The sequence below is a fragment of the Nostoc sp. JL34 genome, assembly GCF_017114945.1.
Taxonomy (GTDB): domain Bacteria; phylum Cyanobacteriota; class Cyanobacteriia; order Cyanobacteriales; family Nostocaceae; genus Nostoc.
In genome coordinates this window covers 1-20,633 of the sequence record NZ_JABXKQ010000049.1, presented here as the reverse complement: position 1 = coordinate 20,633, position 20,633 = coordinate 1, and the positions used below count along the sequence as shown (strand labels likewise).

13 protein-coding genes, 1 other RNA gene and 3 pseudogenes are annotated in these 20,633 nt (G+C 41.3%); 9 read left to right on the top strand and 8 right to left on the bottom strand.

The annotated features are described in order from the left end of the window. The first annotated feature begins 138 nt into the window (after positions 1-138). From HWQ44_RS10365 to HWQ44_RS10355, 3 genes and pseudogenes are all read left to right on the top strand, one after another. Positions 139-436, top strand: a pseudogene (locus tag HWQ44_RS10365) (GlsB/YeaQ/YmgE family stress response membrane protein). A gap of 165 nt (positions 437-601) precedes the next feature. Further along, on the top strand, positions 602-1,294 hold the full coding sequence (locus tag HWQ44_RS10360; RefSeq protein WP_292718199.1) for a manganese catalase family protein: 693 nt from the start codon (positions 602-604) through the stop codon (positions 1,292-1,294). Positions 1,295-1,638: 344 nt separating this feature from the next. Continuing rightward, positions 1,639-2,379, top strand: a complete 741-nt coding sequence (locus HWQ44_RS10355; protein WP_292718197.1) for a DUF3891 family protein — start codon at positions 1,639-1,641, stop codon at positions 2,377-2,379. A 167-nt stretch (positions 2,380-2,546) separates the two neighbouring features. Here the strand turns inward: HWQ44_RS10355 and psaK are convergent, their stop codons facing one another. Beyond that, entirely contained in the window at positions 2,547-2,807 is a 261-nt protein-coding gene (gene psaK, locus HWQ44_RS10350; RefSeq protein WP_292718195.1) for a photosystem I reaction center subunit PsaK, read from the bottom strand. A gap of 620 nt (positions 2,808-3,427) precedes the next feature. Between psaK and HWQ44_RS10345 the strand changes: the two are divergent. Together HWQ44_RS10345 and HWQ44_RS10340 are read left to right on the top strand one after the other, a co-directional pair. Beyond that, positions 3,428-4,666, top strand: a pseudogene (locus tag HWQ44_RS10345) (glycosyltransferase family 1 protein); the annotation flags it as partial. 377 nt (positions 4,667-5,043) lie between these two features. After that, positions 5,044-6,777: an NFACT family protein gene (locus HWQ44_RS10340; RefSeq protein ID WP_292718191.1), complete on the top strand. Its 1,734-nt coding sequence runs from the start codon at positions 5,044-5,046 to the stop codon at positions 6,775-6,777. A gap of 112 nt (positions 6,778-6,889) precedes the next feature. Here HWQ44_RS10340 and tnpA read toward each other — a convergent pair whose 3' ends face one another. Beyond that, on the bottom strand, positions 6,890-7,300 hold the full coding sequence (tnpA, locus tag HWQ44_RS10335; RefSeq protein ID WP_292718189.1) for an IS200/IS605 family transposase: 411 nt from the start codon (positions 7,298-7,300) through the stop codon (positions 6,890-6,892). Positions 7,301-7,337: 37 nt separating this feature from the next. Between tnpA and HWQ44_RS10330 the strand changes: the two genes are divergently transcribed. Next, positions 7,338-7,478: a hypothetical protein gene (locus HWQ44_RS10330; protein ID WP_292718187.1), complete on the top strand. Its 141-nt coding sequence runs from the start codon at positions 7,338-7,340 to the stop codon at positions 7,476-7,478. Positions 7,479-8,203: 725 nt separating this feature from the next. Here HWQ44_RS10330 and HWQ44_RS10325 read toward each other — a convergent pair. Next, entirely contained in the window at positions 8,204-10,834 is a 2,631-nt protein-coding gene (locus HWQ44_RS10325) for a DNA polymerase III subunit alpha (RefSeq protein ID WP_292718185.1), read from the bottom strand. 193 nt (positions 10,835-11,027) lie between these two features. On the opposite strand from HWQ44_RS10325, the gene HWQ44_RS10320 reads away from it, so the two are divergent. Beyond that, positions 11,028-12,320: a dicarboxylate/amino acid:cation symporter gene (locus HWQ44_RS10320; RefSeq protein ID WP_292718183.1), complete on the top strand. Its 1,293-nt coding sequence runs from the start codon at positions 11,028-11,030 to the stop codon at positions 12,318-12,320. Between the two features lie 15 nt (positions 12,321-12,335). On the opposite strand, the gene HWQ44_RS10315 is transcribed toward HWQ44_RS10320, so the two are convergent. From HWQ44_RS10315 to HWQ44_RS10300, 4 genes are all read right to left on the bottom strand, one after another. Next, positions 12,336-12,515, bottom strand: a complete 180-nt coding sequence (locus HWQ44_RS10315; protein ID WP_292718181.1) for a hypothetical protein — start codon at positions 12,513-12,515, stop codon at positions 12,336-12,338. A 305-nt stretch (positions 12,516-12,820) separates the two neighbouring features. Further along, complete coding sequence (locus HWQ44_RS10310) at positions 12,821-13,894, bottom strand: TIGR03032 family protein (RefSeq protein ID WP_292718179.1); 1,074 nt, start codon at positions 13,892-13,894, stop codon at positions 12,821-12,823. Between the two features lie 274 nt (positions 13,895-14,168). Further along, positions 14,169-15,881: a diflavin flavoprotein gene (locus HWQ44_RS10305; RefSeq protein ID WP_292718177.1), complete on the bottom strand. Its 1,713-nt coding sequence runs from the start codon at positions 15,879-15,881 to the stop codon at positions 14,169-14,171. 127 nt (positions 15,882-16,008) lie between these two features. After that, positions 16,009-17,748 (bottom strand): diflavin flavoprotein, encoded by a 1,740-nt coding sequence (locus HWQ44_RS10300; RefSeq protein ID WP_292718175.1) that lies wholly within the window; start codon positions 17,746-17,748, stop codon positions 16,009-16,011. 1,235 nt (positions 17,749-18,983) lie between these two features. Here HWQ44_RS10300 and HWQ44_RS10295 point away from each other — a divergent pair. Both HWQ44_RS10295 and HWQ44_RS33525 read left to right on the top strand, forming a co-directional pair. Next, positions 18,984-19,439 (top strand): helix-turn-helix domain-containing protein, encoded by a 456-nt coding sequence (locus tag HWQ44_RS10295; protein ID WP_292718173.1) that lies wholly within the window; start codon positions 18,984-18,986, stop codon positions 19,437-19,439. Between the two features lie 118 nt (positions 19,440-19,557). Then, positions 19,558-19,734 (top strand): annotated as a pseudogene (locus HWQ44_RS33525) (AAA-like domain-containing protein); the annotation flags it as partial. Positions 19,735-20,240: 506 nt separating this feature from the next. Here HWQ44_RS33525 and ssrA read toward each other — a convergent pair. Next, positions 20,241-20,630, bottom strand: a transfer-messenger RNA (tmRNA) gene (gene ssrA, locus HWQ44_RS10290). Between the last annotated feature and the right edge of the window lie 3 nt (positions 20,631-20,633).

Here is a 20,633-nt window from a genome sequence, read left to right as displayed (position 1 = left end):
TATAAATGCAAAAAATACCAATTTTCATCCAATCTTGTCTTTTGTCTAACTTTTGGATTTAGCATTTACCCCATGTGGTAGAAAGAATTTGGAATCAGAGTTGATAACTTAGATACAAGTGAGATTGTTGAGGGAGTTATGAGTATTATTGCTTGGATGGTTTTAGGATTTTTGGCAGATGCGATGCCTAGGTTGGGCTACGCCTATGCTAAAGCTATTTATCCTGGCTATCAAAGCGATGGAATTCTCTCCACAATGATTTTGGGTATTATTGGTGCTTTCGTAGGGGGAAGTTTGTTTACCTTACTACGAACAGGAACTCTACAAATTTCTGCCGCTAGCGCTGCTTTAATTCCTAGTATTTTTAGTAGCTGTGCTTGGCGCAATTGTTGCTATTTATCTATGGGGATTAATCAGAAGAAGCAGCAATACCTAATCGCTGACTGGCAGTTATCAACCCTGAGATGACTACTGTTTTTTATTAGTCTTCTAGTTTACTAGTTTCAGAAGCTATCAAACATCAATTTAGCTCTATCTGGAAAAATACTAAAAGACAAGTCTATCCTTTCTGTAACATCAAAATTTTTGGAAGTGTAAATCTATGTTTTTTCACAAGAAAGAGCCTATTCATGCAGTTAACGTTAATGAACCAAACCCTCGTTTTGCTCAGTTGCTTCTAGAGCAGTTTGGCGGAGCGACTGGCGAACTTAGTGCTGCACTTCAATATTGGGTTCAATCATTCCATGTTGAAAATGCTGGAATTAAAGACATGCTCCAAGACATTGCGCTTGAGGAATTTAGTCATTTAGAAATGGTTGGAAAACTCATCGAAGCTCATACCAAAAATGTGGATCAAACAGAGGCTTATAAGAGTACTCTCTTTGCAGTCCGAGGGATTGGGCCTCATTTTCTAGATAGCCAGGGTATTGCCTGGACTGCAAGTTACTTGAATGAAGGTGGAGATGTAGTGCGTGATTTAAGAGCTAACGTTGCAGCAGAAGCAGGTGCTCGTCAGACTTACGAATCATTGATCAAGTTGGCAACTGACAAAGGAACCCAAGAGACTTTAGTGCATCTGTTAACACGAGAAATTTCTCATACTCAGATGTTTATGAAAGCTCTGGATTCACTGGGTAAGTTGACAGATCCATTCTTTGGTAATATTAAGCCAGATGAAACTGTTGCTCTCTACTACAACCTATCCACAAACGGAAATGGTAAAGATGAGCGTGGCCCTTGGAATTCTGAGCCAACATTCAAATATATTGCTAATCCGCTAGAAAGCCACTCTTAATTGCATAGGTTGTACTTAGAGTATAGGTTGATTTTGAACAAAGAGATTTTTGGCAGATTCTCCAAAACTCCTAATCGTTGGGTGGGCAAATAGCCCACTCTCCTTAGCAATTTTTGGCTTGTTTAGCTATATTTAGTGAGCAAAAATATTCCCGTCTTCTTAGAAAAGTCGGGAATTTTAGCTGAGTATTTGGATATTACACTCAATTTAAAATAGCTATAGCTATAAATATTCAGCTAGACTGAATAAATCAGAGCGATCGCTTCTTAAATTTCTATCCCGACATTGCTGACTTCAAAATTAATTCAACTCAAAATCAAAACTCATAATCAGGAGATTGACTTGTGATTGTCAACGCTACGCCAAATGGTTGGGAAGTCATTTATCATCGTGCCCATGCTTTGTTAGCAGCTGAACTGGCAGGACAATGGCGACGCAAAGATGCTCCAGTCAGGTTATATGAAACGATAGCTGCAATTTCCCATCACGATGACCTAGAAAAAGAGTGGGAAGAAGATAGTTTGACTGAAGCGGGTGCGCCAAAGGACTTCACTCTCAACTCAAATGCCGATGCAGATGCTGGTGTCGATAAATTGGCTAAACTGGCAAAGAATGCCCTTTACCGTGGACGATGGGTGGCTCTATTAATTTCCATGCACATCAGCCGTTTAAATGAGCCAAGTCGGGGTAAGTCTTCAAAACTAGACAAACTTTTAGATGAGCAACTTCAAAATCAGCAACGTTGGCGCAAAGAATTGGGCATCAAAAAAGAGGAAGTTGATGCAGCCTATGCATTTATGCAATGGTGCGATCGCCTTTCTCTGATCTTATGTCAGCAAGAACTACCTGACGATGAGCGGTTTTTAGAAATTAGCAAGGGGCCTGAAGGTCAGCGCTATGACATCATGCAGCGCAGTGATAACTTGGTTGTTGTCAAACCCTGGCCCTTCCAGGACAATAAATTCACGGTCAACGTCGAAGCCTGCGACCTCTCCCAGGTAAAATTTGAGAGCAGTACCGAATTAACTCAAGCACTACAAGAAGCCCCCATCAAGGTACTGGAGTGGACATTCGTTAAGAATTAGATACACACAACTTAAGTCTATCTACCTTAAAAATGATTATTATTTGTGTGTAGTGTATCAATATACTTTTTATACACATTTGCATAAAAAAGAGCCAGAGAACTAGTTATCTGGCTCAAAGCTGGAGACAAAAGAATCATCAAATAAAGGCTAACTTGGGTAAGAACCTAAATTCTTCCCAGGTTATGCAGCCCTAAGATAGTGCCCACTCCTAAGATATGACCAAAGGCAGTAGTTGCTAAAAGCGCTGGTAAACCAAAACCACCAAATAAATTGGCTGAGGGTAATCCTGGTTCTGCGTTGGGATACTTGATGGTAGATTTGCCAAAGGCAATGGCAATGAGATTAGCGATAATCATAATCAGTCCAACTGTAGGACTCCATTGCAGAGGTGTAGTTGCAGCAGCGAGTAAGGTTGAAGTAAGCACCTGATTTTGCTCCTGAAATTTATTAATGATTGAAAATATAATCTGAAACTTTCCGAAGCAAATTCAAGAAAGTACCCGATTTTGCATCAATATTTAACAGTTATTCTTACTACTTAATACAACGTGAGTTCAACCCGGTGATCTGACCGGAGTAACTAGTTTGAATTTCAATGTCCTAACTACGTGATATGATAGTTTAAAATTATACCTTAATAGATGCAAATTCGTCTAATTCACGTCAATGCATCTCTAGCAATCCGTGCAGAAGTTACCAACAAAAAGATCCCAACTTCTTCAAGAAGTCGGGATCTGAGTCTCTCGGTGGAGAGCAAATTAAATATGATTGCTATTTACATGAAATTAGAGCTGCACAAAATAAAAAAAACGTAATTTTCATCTATCAAAAGGATGAGATATAAGTATAAAAATTTCCTATATCTAAAGAGATTAAATATTTGTATTTAATCTAAAAGTATACTTCTGGCAGAGGATGTAAAAAAATATTAGACATAGTAAATTCAAATCAACATTAATCAAAGTTCCTAAACAATTCAAACAAGTGTGCTATACACGTGCTTGGAACAGCCTAAAACTTTGTTAAAATCAGCAACACACAAACTATGAACTCTAACACCGAAAAACGTATCGCCTTGATTTCCGTCCACGGAGACCCAGCGATTGAAATAGGGAAAGAAGAAGCTGGGGGACAAAATGTTTATGTGCGCCACGTGGGTGAAGCACTAGGGCAACTAGGATGGCAAGTTGATATGTTTACCCGCAAAGTGAGTCTGGAGCAAGACTCGATTGTTAAACATAGCAACAATTGTCGAACTATTCGTTTAAAAGCTGGCCCCCTTGAGTTTGTGCCGCGAGATGAGATTTTTGAATATCTGCCAGAATTTGTGGATAATTTCCTCAAATTTCAAATGAAAAATGATGTTACATACGAGTTAGTTCACACTAACTATTGGCTCTCTAGTTGGGTAGGGATGCAGTTAAAGAAAATCCAAAAGAGTAAACAGGTTCACACCTACCACTCCTTAGGAGCAGTCAAGTACAACACTGTAGAAGATATTCCTGTGATTGCTAATAAGCGATTAGCCGTGGAAAAAGATGTGTTGGAAAAAGCAGAGCGAATTGTGGCGACAAGTCCGCAAGAACAGGAACACATGCGATCGCTAGTTTCCACAAAAGGTAATATCGACATTATTCCCTGTGGTACAGATATTCAGCGATTTGGTTCCATTGCACGAGAAGCAGCCAGGGCTGAATTGGGAATTGATAAAGAAACCAAAGTTGTACTATACGTGGGGCGCTTTGACCAACGCAAAGGTATAGAAACTTTGGTACGGGCGGTAAACGAGTCTCAACTACGCGACTCCAAAAATATCCAGCTAATTATTGGTGGTGGTAGTACTCCAGGTAACAGCGACGGCATTGAACGCGATCGCATTGAGCAAATCGTCAACGAATTGGGGATGAGCGACTTTACTATCTTTGCTGGTCGTTTGAGTCAAGATATTTTACCAACTTATTACGCAGCTGCCGATGTTTGCGTTGTTCCCAGTCACTACGAACCCTTTGGATTAGTGGCAATCGAAGCTATGGCAAGCGGTACACCAGTGGTAGCAAGTGATGTCGGCGGGCTTCAGTTTACTGTAGTTAATGAAAAAACTGGTTTATTGGCTCCAGCGCAAGATGTAGATGCTTTTGCGTCTGCGATTGACCGAATTCTTTTAAGTCCTGAATGGCGAGATGAATTGGGTAAAGCTGGTAGAAAACGCGTTGAAACTAAGTTTAGCTGGGATGGTGTAGCAAATCAACTGGGTGAACTTTACACCCAACTGTTGCAGCCACAACCAGTAGCGTCAAAAGCAAAAGAACTAGTACACTCAACCACCGAGCTAGTGCAATCAAAAGCAAAAGAACTAGTACACTCAACCACAGAACTAGTGCAATCAACAGCAAAAAAGCCAGTTTTGGTTGCTAAATAATGCTTTTGCGTAACAAATAATGGTGAGTGAGCTTGGGAAACTTGACACCAAAAACAAACTGTATAAAAAACGAACTTCTTACCTAAACGCAGAACTTATCTGATGATAATTTCTGTGTTTTTTTATTCGAAGCTATCACCAAACCAAGTAACCGCTATGATAGTTGAGGTCAGTTATGCTTTAACTAAACAAAAATAAAAGCATAGCGATCGCTACCATTTGAATGTTAACAAGTAATCGCTTTGCAACCAGTTGACTTTACCACTCTCACAGCTGCTTGTAGCGAAATCCGCGCTAACTGGCTACCATCACGCTTAGAACAAGTTTACCAGCGCGATCGCTACACGATTGCAATGGCATTACGTACCCTACAACAGCGAGATTGGCTACAAATTTCTTGGCATCCCCAAGCTGCACATATTTGTATTGGCGATCCGCCACCGCGATCGCCAGATACCTTTACCTTTAGCCAACAATTAATACATCAATTGGGTGGTTTAGCACTGGTGGCGATTGAAGCGATCGCTCCTTGGGAGCGGGTGATTGATTTGCAATTTGCCCGTCGTCCTGGAGAAAGCGCCCTATATCATGTCTATGCAGAAATCATGGGCAAGTATAGCAACGTCATTCTCACCGACGCTAACAATATAATTATCACCGCCGCCCATCAAGTCAGTCAGCAACAATCTAGTGTCCGTCCCATCCAAACCGGACAACCTTATGAAACACCGCCGAAACTGACTGGAACTGTCCCCAGTTTGAGCGAATCTCAAGAACGTTGGCAAGAACGGGTAAGTTTAGTACCAGGAGCAATTAAGCGGCAATTACTCAAAAGTTATAGTGGCTTGAGTGCTGCACTACTGGAGTTAATGCTGCTAGAAGCAAATATTGCACCAGAAACATCCACCGATACTCTCAACCCCAACGACTGGCGACGGTTGTTTGAGCGTTGGCAAGAATGGCTGCAAGCCTTAGATTCCAAAGAATTTCAACCCGCTTGGACAAAAGATGGTTACACCGTTATGGGTTGGGGTGTAGTTGAAAAGGTCAAAAATATTCAGGAGTTACTCAACCACTACTACAGTAACCAAATTGACCAACAGTTATTTTCCCAATTGCGCCATCAGTTGAGTCAGAAATTGAATAATATTCTGACGAAATTACGGAATAAAGCTCAAACCTTTCAGACGCGCTTGCAGCAATCAGATCGAGCCGATGATTATCGGCAAAAAGCTGATTTATTGATGGCTCATTTGCAAAACTGGGAACCCGGGATGAAAGAAATTATCCTGGCTGATTTTGAGACAAATTTGCCAGTTGCGATCGCACTTCAGCCAGATAAAAATGCTGTCCAAAATGCCCAAAGTCTTTACAAACAGCACCAAAAGCTCAAACGCGCTCGTGCTGCCGTCGAACCGCTATTATTGGAAGTGCAGACAGAAATTGAGTATTTAGAGCAAGTAGAAGCTGCGATCGCTCAGATAGACACTTACCAAACAGCAGAAGATTTACGAGCTTTAGAAGAAATCCGCGAAGAGTTGATTGGGCAAAAGTATCTAGAAGATCCAGAATACCGCAGCCGCAGTGCAAACGAAGCTCCCAGCACCAACTTTCATCGTTACCTTACCCCCGGCGGCTTTGAAGTATTAATCGGTCGTAACAATCGCCAGAATGACCAATTGACCTTTCGTGTAGCAGGGGATTATGACATCTGGTTCCACGCTCAAGAAATTCCAGGGAGTCATGTGTTACTACGTTTAGAACCGGGTGCTGTTGCCGAAGAAGCTGATTTGCAATTTGTAGCTAATCTTGCCGCTTACTACAGTCGCGCCCGTCAGAGTGAGCAAGTGGCAGTAGTTTACACTCAGCCAAAACACGTTTACAAACCCAAAGGAGCAAAACCGGGAATTGCGATTTACAAGCAGGAAACTATACTTTGGGGAAAACCGCAATTAACAATTCAAAATTCCAAATGACGCTCTACTTCACCAAAACCTAGATCAGTTATTTTAGTTTTTCTCCGCTTGCTTTTTTCTCTGGGTGCAAATGATGAGTTGCCCGTAGATATTAGCAGTTTCTTTTTCTTGATTATGCGCCTGCTTTTTCTAAATGGGAATTTACCGTGCCTTCAAGATGATGTATTTTTTGATTTTGAACATATATAACAGCTTGCTCAAGTTGTTTACTGCCCAAAGAGAATATACCATATCCTTCTTGCCAAGCAAATTTTTCTGATGTATGGCAAAGATTGTGGTTGAAATGGTGAGAACTACTTCCTTTAATTTTTTTCACAAACTCTGCGATCGCGATTGTTGGCGGGATAGATACTACTAAATGTATGTGGTCTTCAATACCTCCAATCCTATGGAGTATACAATTTAAACTATTGGATTTACCAATGATGTAATTATAAAGCTCAGTTTCTTTATCGGAGGTAATTAGAGGTTGGCGTTCTTTGGTTGCCCAAATAATATGATAATAAAGTCGCCACAGAGACATAATATTTTTTAAATTTTGTATTTATTTACATACATTTATGTTTCCCATATTGCTGGAAAAAATTATCATATTAGCAGTGTCCGTCAACCAGGCAGCCAGTCAGGGAAGCAGGAATCAGCCAGAAAATCAGCCAGTTCACCAAACCAGACAGCCAGACAGCCAGACAGCCAGGGAATGAAATTCCCTCTCTAAAAGCTAAAGTCGTCTGAAGACGACTATGTGAAACTAGTGAACAATTAAACCAAGTTTTTTCTAGTCCTCTTCTAGAGGACTTGCACTATTAGACAGGGAATTCTATTCCCTGGCGGTCTGGTTGGTAAACCAATGCATTTAGTTAAGAATGAAATTCCCTGTTTGAAAGCTAAAGTCGTCTGAAGACAACTATGTGAAACTAGTGAACAATTAAACCAAGTTTTTTCTAGTCCTCTTCTAGAGGACTTGCACTATTAGACAGGGAATTCTATTCCCTGGCGGTCTGGTTGGTAAACCAATGCATTTAGTTAAGAATGAAATTCCCTGTTTGAAAGCTAAAGTCGTCTGAAGACAACTATGTGAAACTAGTGAACAATTAAACCAAGTTTTTTCTAGTCCTCTTCTAGAGGACTTGCACTATTAGACAGGGAATTCTATTCCCTGGCGGTCTGGTTGGTAAACAAATGAATTTGGTTAGCGGGATGGTATGATAACTTTTTTACGAAGCGACTCTCAAAGAGTATCACCCTCGACTAAAACCCATCAAACCCTGGTATTATTGGCCCATCTTCTTTAATTTTACGCGGTTTCCACCCCACAAGAGTTAATTGGATATTTTTTATTTGGAAGTTCCTAATGCCAGTATAAAAGTGCCGTTAACTTTCATTTGTATAGCAAGCAGAGAATGCCCAATTCTCACTACCCCTCCTCTCAATTCGGCAAACCATCTACCCGCATCAAATCTAATTCGCGTTCAAATATTTCATCAATTGGCAACATTTGACCATCAGCAGTCATAAATTTATGGTCTTTTGTTGCCCGAATTAATGAACCATCTTCCAAGCAATACTCGAATACCTCTTGTTGTCCGCGAGCGTGCCATTGTGCCACCGGTTGCGTGTAAATATTTCCATGATTATCAACACTGTACACACTGCATTCAATGCTTTTTTCGACAATTTCTCCAATCGGCATCAATCCATATTCTACTGTCAATATTTCTGTGTTATAGCTTAAACAATATTCCGCAAATTTCAACATTTGCTCAAATAATTCATCCGCAACTTTTTTCTGAACGCCATTTTTCGCTGCGCCATCCACGAATTTTTCTCGCTGCTTTTGCATCTCAGAAACTTTCTTTTTACCCATCGCCCGACGCAGCAAGTCAGCTTGTCCTAAAGAATATCCGGCCATATCTTGAGCAATTTTCATGATTTGCTCTTGATAGACCATAATTCCATAAGTTTCGTCTAATATTGGTTCTAGAATTTGGTGTTGATAATCAATCTTTTCTCGACCGTGTTTGCGGTTAATAAATTTAGGAATCAGCCCTGCATCTAATGGCCCCGGTCGATAAAGTGCCAAAATCGAAGAAATATCTTCTATATTAGAAGGCTTCAAATCTCGCACGATCTGGCGCATCCCAGAAGATTCTAATTGAAATATCCCTTCTAACTCACCTGCTTCTAATAACTCATAAGTTTTTTGGACATCTTTTGGTAAACTGCTATGTTCACCTTTAGCTAATATCCTTTGGGCTTTTCTTTCCTGGCGGGGAATTTCATCAGGATCGACCCGATATCCTCTCGTTTCTTGAATCAAATCTACAGTTTTTTGAATTAGCGTCAGGTTCCGTAAACCCAGAAAATCCATTTTCAACAAACCCATTGATTCCAGGTCTTCCATGAAATACTGGGTAATTACGGAACCGTCATTATTCTTTTGTAACGGCACAATTTCATCAAGTGGATCGGCAGAAATTACCACACCTGCTGCATGAACACCAAATGTTTTGTTAGTTCCTTCAATTCGCATCGCCATATCAAGCCAATGGCGAACATGGGGTTCTTTATCATATTTCTCTTTAAACTCTGGTTCTGGAGTTTTATCGGAAACCATCACCTTGAGTTTCGTTGGTTTCCCCCGCACCACAGGAATCATTTTCGCCATTTTGTCAGCTTCCCCATAGGGAATATTTAATACTCTGGCGACATCTTTCAAAACTGCCTTAGAAGTTAGGCGGTTAAAAGTAATAATTTGGGCAACTCTATCTGCACCATATTTCTCAGTCACATATTCAATAACTTTATCCCGTTGTTCAATACAGAAATCTGTATCAATATCAGGCATGGATTTCCGTTCTGGGTTCAAGAAACGCTCGAATAGTAACCCATGATGTACGGGGTCAATATTAGTAATTCGCATTGCATAAGCAACTAATGAACCAGCCGCCGAACCCCGACCTGGCCCCACAGGAATATTGTTATCTCTAGCAAATTTGATGTAGTCCCATACAACTAAAAAGTATTTGGAAAAACCCATCTGCTGAATCATTTTTAGTTCGTATTCCAATCTTTCTTTATAGACGGAATCGACTTCCTGACGAGATTTGCGATTTAACCGTTCTAAAAGTCCACTCCATGCAACATCTTCGGCGTAAGTGTCAGCAGTATGACCGGAAGGAATGGGAGGTGTAGGAATCTGAGGCTCACCCATAATGTGGTAAGGCTCGACTTTATCGGCTACTTCTTCAGTAGTGGCGATCGCTTCTACAATCACATCATCCGGTAAATGGTCGCGAAATAGCTGCCGCATCTCTTCACCAGATTTGAGATACTCTGTGCCGCTATAACGCATCCGCTTATCTTCAATAATTAACTTGCCAGTTTGAATACACAGCAAAGCATCGTGGGCTTCAACGTCAAAACAAGAAATAAAATGTGAATCATTAGTAGCAACAATTTTAATCCCTAGTTCCCTAGCAATTTTCACTATTTCAACATTCACAATCCGGTCTTCTTGGGAGCCGTGGTCTTGAATTTCTAAATAATAATCATCACCAAATACATCTTTATACCACTGAGCAACTTTCCGGGCGGCATCTGGTCTATTACTGAGAATCGCTTGGGGAACTTCTCCACCCAAACAAGCGCTGGTGACAATCAAGCCTTCATGATATTGTTTTAATAAATCTTTATTAATACAAGGACGAGAAAAAATTCCTTTACCTTGAACACCTTTAAGGTGAGAAATTGTAGTTAATTTAACTAAATTTTTGTAACCTTTGGTATTTTTAGCTAAAACAACTTGATGATATTTCGGGCGGCGTTCTTGTTTTTCAATATCACCATTAATTACATACATTTCATTGCCGATAATCGGCTTAATATTTTGACTACGGCAGATTTTGATCAGTTCAACGGCTCCATACATGACACCATGATCGGTAAGGGCGATCGCTTTCATTCCCAGTGCGATCGCTCGATCGACCAACTCTGGTAGCTGACTTGCCCCATCAAGTAGACTGTAGTCACTGTGAATATGTAAAGGCACAAAGGACATAAGCATCTCCAACCACAAGCCAAGGTATCTCTAGGGGCCTACCTTGTGGTATACCCTTTCGAGCCAGATTTTGCAAAGCAACGGAATCTTAGATTAACAGTTTTTAACCAAAATTAAAGCTGTTCTTTTTCGGGAATTATCACTATCATTAGTGTTGTTTTAATAGTTACAGCAGTTAACCAGTATCTAGCCAATGAGTCAAACAGAGAGAACTACTTCGCCTGAAACCAAAGCTAGCCCTTGGTGGCAGCGTATCCCTCTCACGTTGCAAATTCTCATCGCCTTAGTAGCGGCAGTCAGCGTCGGAATTGCCCTTGGTGCAGGGAATCCCAATCCCAGCAATGCCGCTTTAATCAATAATTTAGCAATTCCGGCTGAATTAGTACTAAAGGCTCTCCGCGCCTTGGCTACACCCCTAATTCTGGTAGCGGTGCTGCATACTTTAATGACCACCAACATCCCTGGTACAGCCGGACGGCGGCTGGCAGTGCTACTTTTAACCAATACTACCGTAGCTATTTTGGTGGGACTGTTCGTAGCCAATGTACTGCGTCCGGGGACTTGGGGCAATGTAAACACCTCAACAACTACGGCAATAACTGCTCAGAGTCTCGATCCTTGGGGAATACTCAAAGATGCTGTGCCGGAAGCCGTCCTCAAGCCATTGGTTGATAATAATGTCATTCAACTGATTGTGATTGCCCTGAGTTTTGGCATCGTCCTGCGGGGATTAAAATCTGAACAAATCGCCCAAGGGAAGAATGGATTCCAGCCGATAGAGGATGTCATCGGAATTTTATTTGAAGCGGTAGTCCGTGTCCTTAACTGGGTAATTGCCTTAGTGCCATTTGCCGTCTTTGGGATCGTGGCTAAAACAGTTGCTATGCAAGGATTCACACCGTTTAAATCTTTGGGTGCATTTATTGTGGCGGTGTTGTTAGCGCTGGTATTGCAAGCGTGCTACTACCTCACCAGAGTAAAATTTGGTTCTTGGGTACACCCGTTAAAATTCCTTGCTGGCGGTTCTGATGCCTTTTTGACAGCTTTCTCAACTTCTTCCTCGGCGGCAGCAATGCCCATAACCTTTGAGGTTTTGCAAACAAAAGTCGGTTTAAGGGAATCTTCTGCTGCCTTGGGGGCATTAGTCGGGGCAAATTTCAATAATGATGGCACTGCCCTCTATGAAGCAATGTCTGCGTTGTATATTTCCCAGGTAATTGGGCAACATCTGAGTCTAGGACAGCAGTTAATTGTCATCCTTACCTCGATTTTTGCGTCTGTAGGTGCGGCAAATATTCCCAATGCCGGACTGGTAACAATGACACTAGTGTTCACTTCTGTCGGCTTACCTACCCAGTACATCGCTTTGCTAGTTACTGTAGACTGGTTTCTGGATCGCTGCCGCACCGCCATTAATGTTATGGGAGATATGACTGTCAGTGCTTTACTTGACGGCAAAAAGCCTCATTCTGTAGACGAGGCTTAGTTTGCCATCAGATATCTAATGCTGTTGGGGCCCCTTGGCGTCACATTCTTTAGTCCAGCAGCGTTCTAGAAGTTGAAGACGCCAGATAAATGCAAAGCGTTGGGGATTCAATACCAATTTAGTATTGTGACTAAATAAGGGCTGGTTCAGATACTGCCAAAGAGGAAATTGAATTTTGGTGTGTTTTGGAGTCATAAGAACAATAAAATAATATAAAAGTTTTGTCTAGGAAGTGCCTGATAGTGTTTTTCTAGTTAAAGGCTACACTGCGTTTTTGCAATTGTCTTGGTGGCAATTGCGGAATTTCAGGAAATGAATTTATGTTGTTTCCGCTTTAATACTGAAATTACACGCACCATTTTTCTAATTTCACATCGCGTGAAAAGTCATACCATTTCACGAAATTCTTGGTAAAGATACGTTGTTAAGGGCGATTTATCTGTTGCAAAGATTTTTGTTAGCGATCGCATTGCCATCCAGAATCTTAACTTGGTAGCCTTTTATCCCATCGTTATCACCCGCCGAATTTCGTCACTGCGAAACCCGATCGCCATTGGACGACGTACCCCCAAAAGTGCCACTACGTCGTACAATTCCAGCACCACTCCCTCTATTCGCAGAGAATGGACAATATCGCCGCTTCTTAAGTCAATTACTAGTAACCCACAGCGAGGCTCAACGTTTTTCTGATGCAATTTCTCGTCCAAAGCCAAACCGCTGAAAGTTTTGTTATGTCTGGGTTGGGAAATTCCCACTACTGCAAAATCGCCATAAAATGCACAACCGCGCAGATATCCTGGACAGAAGGCGACTGGTTCAAACACTCCCTGCTTTAAGTCGGCAAAGCCAAACTCTCCTGTGCCTGAGTTGAGCAACCAGAGTTTTTCCTGATGCCACCGAGGAGAGTGGGGCATAGAAAGCCCTCGCAATACGATTTCATTACTTTCTACATCAATGACACAGCCCCCATTTGCCCGATGCTCCCGCCAGCCTTCGGCTACGTCCGATTGGCTGACAGCAGTAACGTATTTGGCTTTTCCTTCCTGCATTACCAACCCATTCAGGTGACATCTATCTTCCGCCGCTAGCTTGCTGATAAAGGTTGGTTGCCATAAAGGAACAAAACTATGGCTTTCACTGACTGTTCCCAAACAACTAAATAAAGTATTAACAAATAATAATTTTTGTGGTTTTAAATCTTTTTCTTCTGCTTTACTCAAAGCAATATCGTGAATATCTAAATCTCCCGTCACATAACTCATCTGGGGTAAATAGAGAGCATCGTAGCCTTGGTGGTTTTGTCCGGGTTGGATAATGTTTTCAAATCGCCAAAGTTGATATAGGGAACTCATGTAAAGGCTGTTGCCATTGGCATACAACCCCATGCATCGCTCAAAGCTACGTTCAAATACAGACAATTTGCCGTTTGGTTGCAAGCCGATGAAGAATAACTTCCCCGCTTGATAGGTAGTGAAGGACAAACTGAGGTTTTGCTCATACAGCCAAGCGGTAAACTGGCGAGAAGCGTTGATTTCTAAAGATGGTTTGTCAATGTTGTTGTCACTGGAATTCACTTGGTTTAGACTCCTTGATACCCTTTAAAACAATAGATGGTTTTATAACACAAGGGTATATTGTGTGTAATTTAAAACTTAAAAACCTCCAACATCTGTCTAAAGATAGGTAACTTAGTAGATAACTAAAATTTCCTTGGGCGGACTCTATATCTCGACAAAAAAAGTGAGACGAACAAGATGTCCATCCCACAATAAAAAGAAGATTTTTCTAAGAAAACACCTTAGCTATATTTAAGCTAAAGCGGTTTCGTTAAGTTAAATTTCTCACTATCTAATAATGAGTGCCGGTTTTACGATGGTTAATGGCAGTCACAGCATCAGGTTTGAGTAATTTACCTTCATCCACAGTTGCATACACAACCCAATGGTCGCCACATTCCAAACGTTGACTGACTGAACATTCCAAATATGCTAGTGCATCAGTGAGAATGGTACAGCCATTATCTGCAACTGCTGTACTAAAGTTGGCAAATCGATCTTCCCCAGGCGCGAAAGATTTACGGAAATGCTTCATGTACTCTTGATGATTGCCTTCAGGTAGAATATTTAAGGCAAACTTACCACCTGGATACATTAAAGATTCGATCGCTCGCTCTTTAGCGATCGCCACACTTATTCCGGGTGGGTTGAAAGTAGCTTGAGAAACCCAAGCGCCTAACATTGCGGTAGACACTTCTCCTTGTTTGGCTGTCACCACGCATACGGAACCAACAATCCGACCAACAGCCTGTTCCACTGGGGTAGCGGCTTGTTGGGGTACGCGTACCTTTTTAGCCTTTTTCAATGCTTGGGCAAAGTCTGTACCGAGTTCTTCACAGAACTTGAGAGTGACATCATCAGGTTTAAACTTCACCTTCAAGGTGTCAAAACCAAAGCGATATCCGGCATCCCGAAGTTTACCTTCGATTAAGTCAAATGCTTCGCCACTCCAGCCATAAGAACCAAATACCCCAGCAAGTTTGCTGTTGTCACCGCTTGATAACACAATCCCTAAAGCAGTATGAATGGGAGTTGGCGCATGACCACCGATGGTAGGAGAACCGATGATAAAACCCTCTGATTGTGCGAGGTTGATGCGAATTTCATCAGGGGTAGCAAATTCGCAGTTAATTGATTTAACTGCAACTCCACCTTTAGTTAGTCCCAGAGCGATCGCTTGTGCTAAAGTCGCTGTATTTCCGTAAGCTGAAGCGTAAAGTAGGGCAACAGAAATTTCGCGATCGTTGTGAGAACGGCTCCACTCTGCATAAGCTTTAGTGAGTTCGATTAAGCTGGTGCGTACCAAGGGCCCATGACCCACAGCATACATTCTCACCTGCAAATCTGATATTTTCTCCAAAGCTGCTTGCACATGAGGAATTTGGGGAGCCATCAAGCAGTTAAAGTAGTAACGCTGGTCTTCTTTAAGCGCTTCCCAGTTATCATCAAACACTTCATCACCACAGAGATGAGTTGCAAATAACTTATCTGTGTAGAGAATTTGGGTTTGCTGATCGTAAGTACAAAGTCCTTCCGGCCAACGTGGACTGGGAGTGGGGAAAAATTTCAAAACATGACCCTTGCCTAAATCCAGAGTTTCTTTCCCCCGCATCACCAAGACATTTAAATCTTGCTCTAAGAAAGCAGCACGCAAATTGTTAGCACCGGGAAGAGAACAGACAAAAGTTACCTGTGGTGCCAGTTCTAAAATTGCTTTGAGGGTTGCAACTCGATTGGGACTAAAATGACCCAGGATTATATAATCCAAACGTTTTAAATCTAAAGTCTGCCGCAATGCCTCTAAATAAATTTCGGTAAAGCTTTCTGGCGGTGGATCGATAAGTGCGGTTTTATCAGCTTCAATTAAATAGCAATTGGAGGTAGTACCTCTTTCAAGTGCGTATTCAATTTCAAACCGCAGACGTGACCAACTACGTGCCCTGATCGCTTTAGTATTTGTAGCAATTGGTAAAACTTGTACGTCGCGTGGCTTGGAATTGGTCATAGCTGTTTTAAAGTTAGGGAACAGAGACTGGGGACTGGGGAATGGGGAATGGGGACTGGGGAATGGGGAATGGGGACTGGGGAAGAGTTTTCCCAATCCCCAATACCCAATACCCAATCCCTAATCCCTAGTAGTAATTACCTACTTTGCGATGGCGAACGGCTGTTAATCCATCGTTTTTGGAGACACGACCTTCTTGGACGGTGCAGTATAAAATCCAGTGGTCGCTGCATTCCATGCTGGTCTGTATTTCACATTCCATATATGCCAAAGCATCTGCCAGAATCGGCGAACCGTTTTTCGCGGTTTGAGTTTTCACTCCTGCAAATCGGTCAGCACCAGGATGCAAGCGTTTGAGGAAGTGTTTCTTGAGTTCTTGATAATTGCCTTCTTCCAAAACGTTGAGGACGAAGCGATCGCCTACTTGCATTAAGGAATCAATGGCGCGGTCTTTCGCAACGGCAATTGTCAATCCTAAGGGTTGCAAACTCGCTTGCGTTACCCAGGATGCCAGCATTGCACTTGAGGCATTATCTTTTTTAGTGGTGACTATATATAGTCCGCTGCTAATGCGACCCAGCGCCTTTTCCATGTTGACATCAAGGGACTTGATTTGCTTGATGTTGCGATCGCGCACTAGCAATTGTCCGATGTCTTTACCCGCTTCTTCACACAACTGGAATGTGGATGCGCTGGGAGTCTCTTTAATCCGAATGGGTGGGAAGGCTTCTTTGATGCCAGAGTTAAGAAATTGTCTGCGGAGTGTATCAATGGGTTCATCATCCCCACCGTAACATTCAAACAGCCCAATTAATTGCTTGTTCTTAGCGACAGCTAGCACCGAACTGATACTAGCTTGGGCGGCGGCGCTTGTAGTCGGGGGCATCCCGATAATGATGCCAGCTGCTCTACCAGCTAGTTCTTGAATTTCTTGGCTCTCAGCAGTACTCAAATCCAGTACTTCTACCCCAATGCCAGTTTTCAGTATACCTTCGGCAATTGCGTGACCAAGGCGCTCGCCATACCCATATTCTGAAACAAAAAACAAGCCAACTGTGGTTTCTGCTTTCGCTTGTTTTTGGCTCCAATTTTCGTAGCACCCGGTCAGAACATCTAAATGGTGGTATAATAATGGACCGTGACCGTTGGCGATAATATTAATCTTGCCGAGATCGCCCATCCGCTTCATCGCATTCAGCAGCGAACGAGCGTTAGGGCCCATCAAGCAGTCGTAGTAAAATCTAAAGTCAGCTTCGATCGCTTCTAAATCTTCGTCGAAAGTGCGATCATCACAAAAGTGCATCCCAAAAGCATCACAGGTGTAAAGAATTTGGGTTTTGCGGTCAAAGCTAAAGATTGTATCCGGCCAGTGCAGGTTAGGCGCACTCACGAATTCCATTTCGTGTCCTTTGCCGATATCGATGCGATCGCCAGTTTTCACAACCCGTTTGGAAAAAGGATCGTGTACTAAGCCTTCCAAAAACTGAAGCGCAACTTTTGAGGCTAAAACTGTAGCTCTAGGAGCTAACTGGAGGACATCTTCTACTAAGCCGCTATGGTCTGGCTCTGTGTGGCTGACAATTATGTAATCAATTGTTTTGGGGTTAACAAGACCTTTGAGGGTCTCTAAATACAGATCGCGAAACTTCTGGTGAGAAGTATCAATCAAAACTGTTTGTTCACCCCTAATTAGATATGAATTGTAGGTTGTGCCGTTTTGCAGTCCGAATTCGATATCGAAGCGATCGCGGTCCCAATCAAGAGAGCGAATCGCCGTTGTGTTAGGGGCAATTTCTACAGTTTGTATAGTTAGCCGATGTTGAACGTTCTCTGCGTTGGCCTTGCCGGTCGTAGACATCGATACCATTATTCGTCTCCGAGCGCAAATTAACAGGTTTTTCTTCTGCCCCCATTGTCTCTATTATTTTTTGTTTAAGTTGTAGTAAATATCAGTTTTTGAAAAATTTAACTTGTATCAAATATTGCTATTTTTTAGCAAGAAATATGACTAAAAAATATATTAAATATTAATTTATTTCTAATGCTTTACTGAGTATTTAATTTTGCTATTTATCTGAGTTTGTCCTAATTAAAAAATATCACACTCGTCATCTTATTTGACAATAAAAACCGAAAAATTTAACCCTTAAAAAAATTAGATATCCAATAATGTTATAGTAAGCTTGCTTTTTAAGGACGAGAGATTAATATTAAGAACATACCAGGATTACAAAGAGATTTTATGATTGTGGCGTACAATATTGAGCGATTACAAAATAAATTTCTTAAAAGAAGAGATTTAGATATCAGTCATAAAAAGCTAGTTTTTTAAGAGCATCTTTTATTACTAAGTAGAAAGGTAGGAAAGGTAGGAAAGTAGGAAAGGTAGGAAAGGTAGGAAAGGTAGGAAAGGTAGGAAAAGTAGGAAAGTAGGAAAGGTAAGATAAATTTTATCTGCGTTTTGAATCTCCATCAAATAAGCTACTAACACTCTTTTATCTAATGGGTATTGAATATATTTTTGTCTCAAACAATAATCTTGTTACGGAGAATATAAACTTTATGTAAAGTCGATAAAACAAATATTGTTTGGAGATAACCAAAGCAAAATTCCAGAGACTAGTTGAATAAAAAGGAACTAGGCTTGTACATCTTCTTCTGTTCCTTAAAATGGAAACTAGCGTAACAATCATTTTTAAAGTTTCGATAAATCTCCGTAACCATACGAATAATCTAATAAATTTAATGATACAGTCCTTTATTATCGACTTTAGACATTAATCAGGACAACGCCAACAAATTTTTATTGTCATAGTTATAAGCTACAGCTTCAGGCTATTGAATAAATTTGCCTATACGGGCTAATGGTGTCATCTCTGATATGCCTAACTTTTTATAGAAATCGATTGTTGATGAGAAATTGCAAACTTTGATAATTTTCTCAAGCTGATACTTGTCACCTAGCAGCCTTCTAGACGCCGATATCCTTAATACTTGTAGTTTAGCTGATTAAGTGTGTTATCAGATACACACTTAATTAAGTACATAGGCGTGAATAGACATAAAAATTGCAAAAATTGATTGTATAAAAGGTTATTGTTTATGGGATGCCGATTAAAAATCTTTCTAACTGAGCAAGAAAAGCTGACTTTAGAAGAGTTAAGAAAAGCCAAAGATGTTCCTCAACGTACCAAGGATCGTGCTCAAGTTTTACTGCTGAATACTCGCGGCTTAAAAAATGAGCAAATTGCTAAAGGCTTGAACTGGGCGATTTCAACAGTGCGTCAAACCCTTCATCGTTGGCAAAAGATGGGTTTAGCAGGTCTGTGGGATGCTCCTGGCCGAGGCGGAAAACCCCGATATTCGGAATCAGATTTGGTTTATCTAGAAAATTGTCTAGCTCAAGAGTCAGAGACTTATAACTCTAAACAACTAGCAAAAAAACTGGCATCTGAGCGTCAAGTAAATTTGAGTGCAGATCGATTACGACGGGTACTAAAAAAAAGGGGAAGAAGGTTTGGAAGCACGCGCAAACAACCCCAGAAACAGAATAATTAAAGCCCACATATAATATCCCAAAATTTATCCCACCTATACGAATGTTAGGGTGGGATAAATTTTGTAGACACGGCATACGGCATACCGTTATAGTAGAGCGCGTGATTCACAGCATCCAGAATTAGCGGCGGCACTGAAAAAAATTGTCACGACAACTGCGAGTATGCGTCTAGAACGAATGCAGGCATATAAATTCCATAGTATGGGACTAATAAATTTATCGGGAAATGAGGTAACAATTAGCTGCAAATTATATCTTCTGTATTTTTGCGATCGCTTCATCTCATTAGACTGAAATCAGCAATTAAACAAATAAAGTCAACCGATAATTGGCTTTCTTTATTAATTTTTTTTCTTTATCTAGACGAGCAAATAAAATGTTTAGCAGTTTATGAATCGAGAATCCAACTTAGTTTATCAAGTTAGGGGCAGTTTACCAGATGATGCCCCTAGTTATGTGCGTCGTTAAGCAGATGATGAACTTTATAAAGCCCTGAAAGTAGGAGAGTTTTGTTATATATTAAACTCCCGACAGATGGGCAAGTCGAGTTTGCGCGTGTAAATAATGCAAAGGCTGCTCAAAGAAGGTATCGCCTGTGCTGCTATGTTCGCGTAGCGGCAAGAAAGTCCGGTACGGGAAGGGGAGCAGACTTAAAACCTCTCTTCGCTTCGGGGAGACAGATGGAAGGGGGGTTTTAAGAATAAATCGAATCGCACATCGCGTTATCTAGTTGTGTTTACAGAGCAAAAAACAAAATCCACCTTGATATTAAATTATCAGGTGGATTTGTTACTTATTTTTAGTGGATCCGAGCAGAGTCGAACTGCTGTCCAAATTGGGTATTGACTCCCCGCTCATTCACAGGTTTAGCCTTTCTAATCCTCAAGGCGGGAATCGTTCATTATCCCGAACGTAGGATGCTCTGATTTAATCTTAGCCAGCAAGCCAACCAGAGAACGCTTGCTAGAGCATCCGTTGGGGTTTGGTCTTCAGTCCTTAACGGAGTCAAACTAAAGACGCTCGAACCTATAAGAGGCGTTTAGGCAGCTACTAGAGCATCCTTACGAGCAAAGTTAACGATGTTATTCGCATTTACTTTTTGTTTGAGCCTTTGATTTGCGAGAGGAGACTCACTCTCGACCTGAATCACAGAGCAGCGTTCGCCAACCTGTCGAAACCGTGACGGACCCATG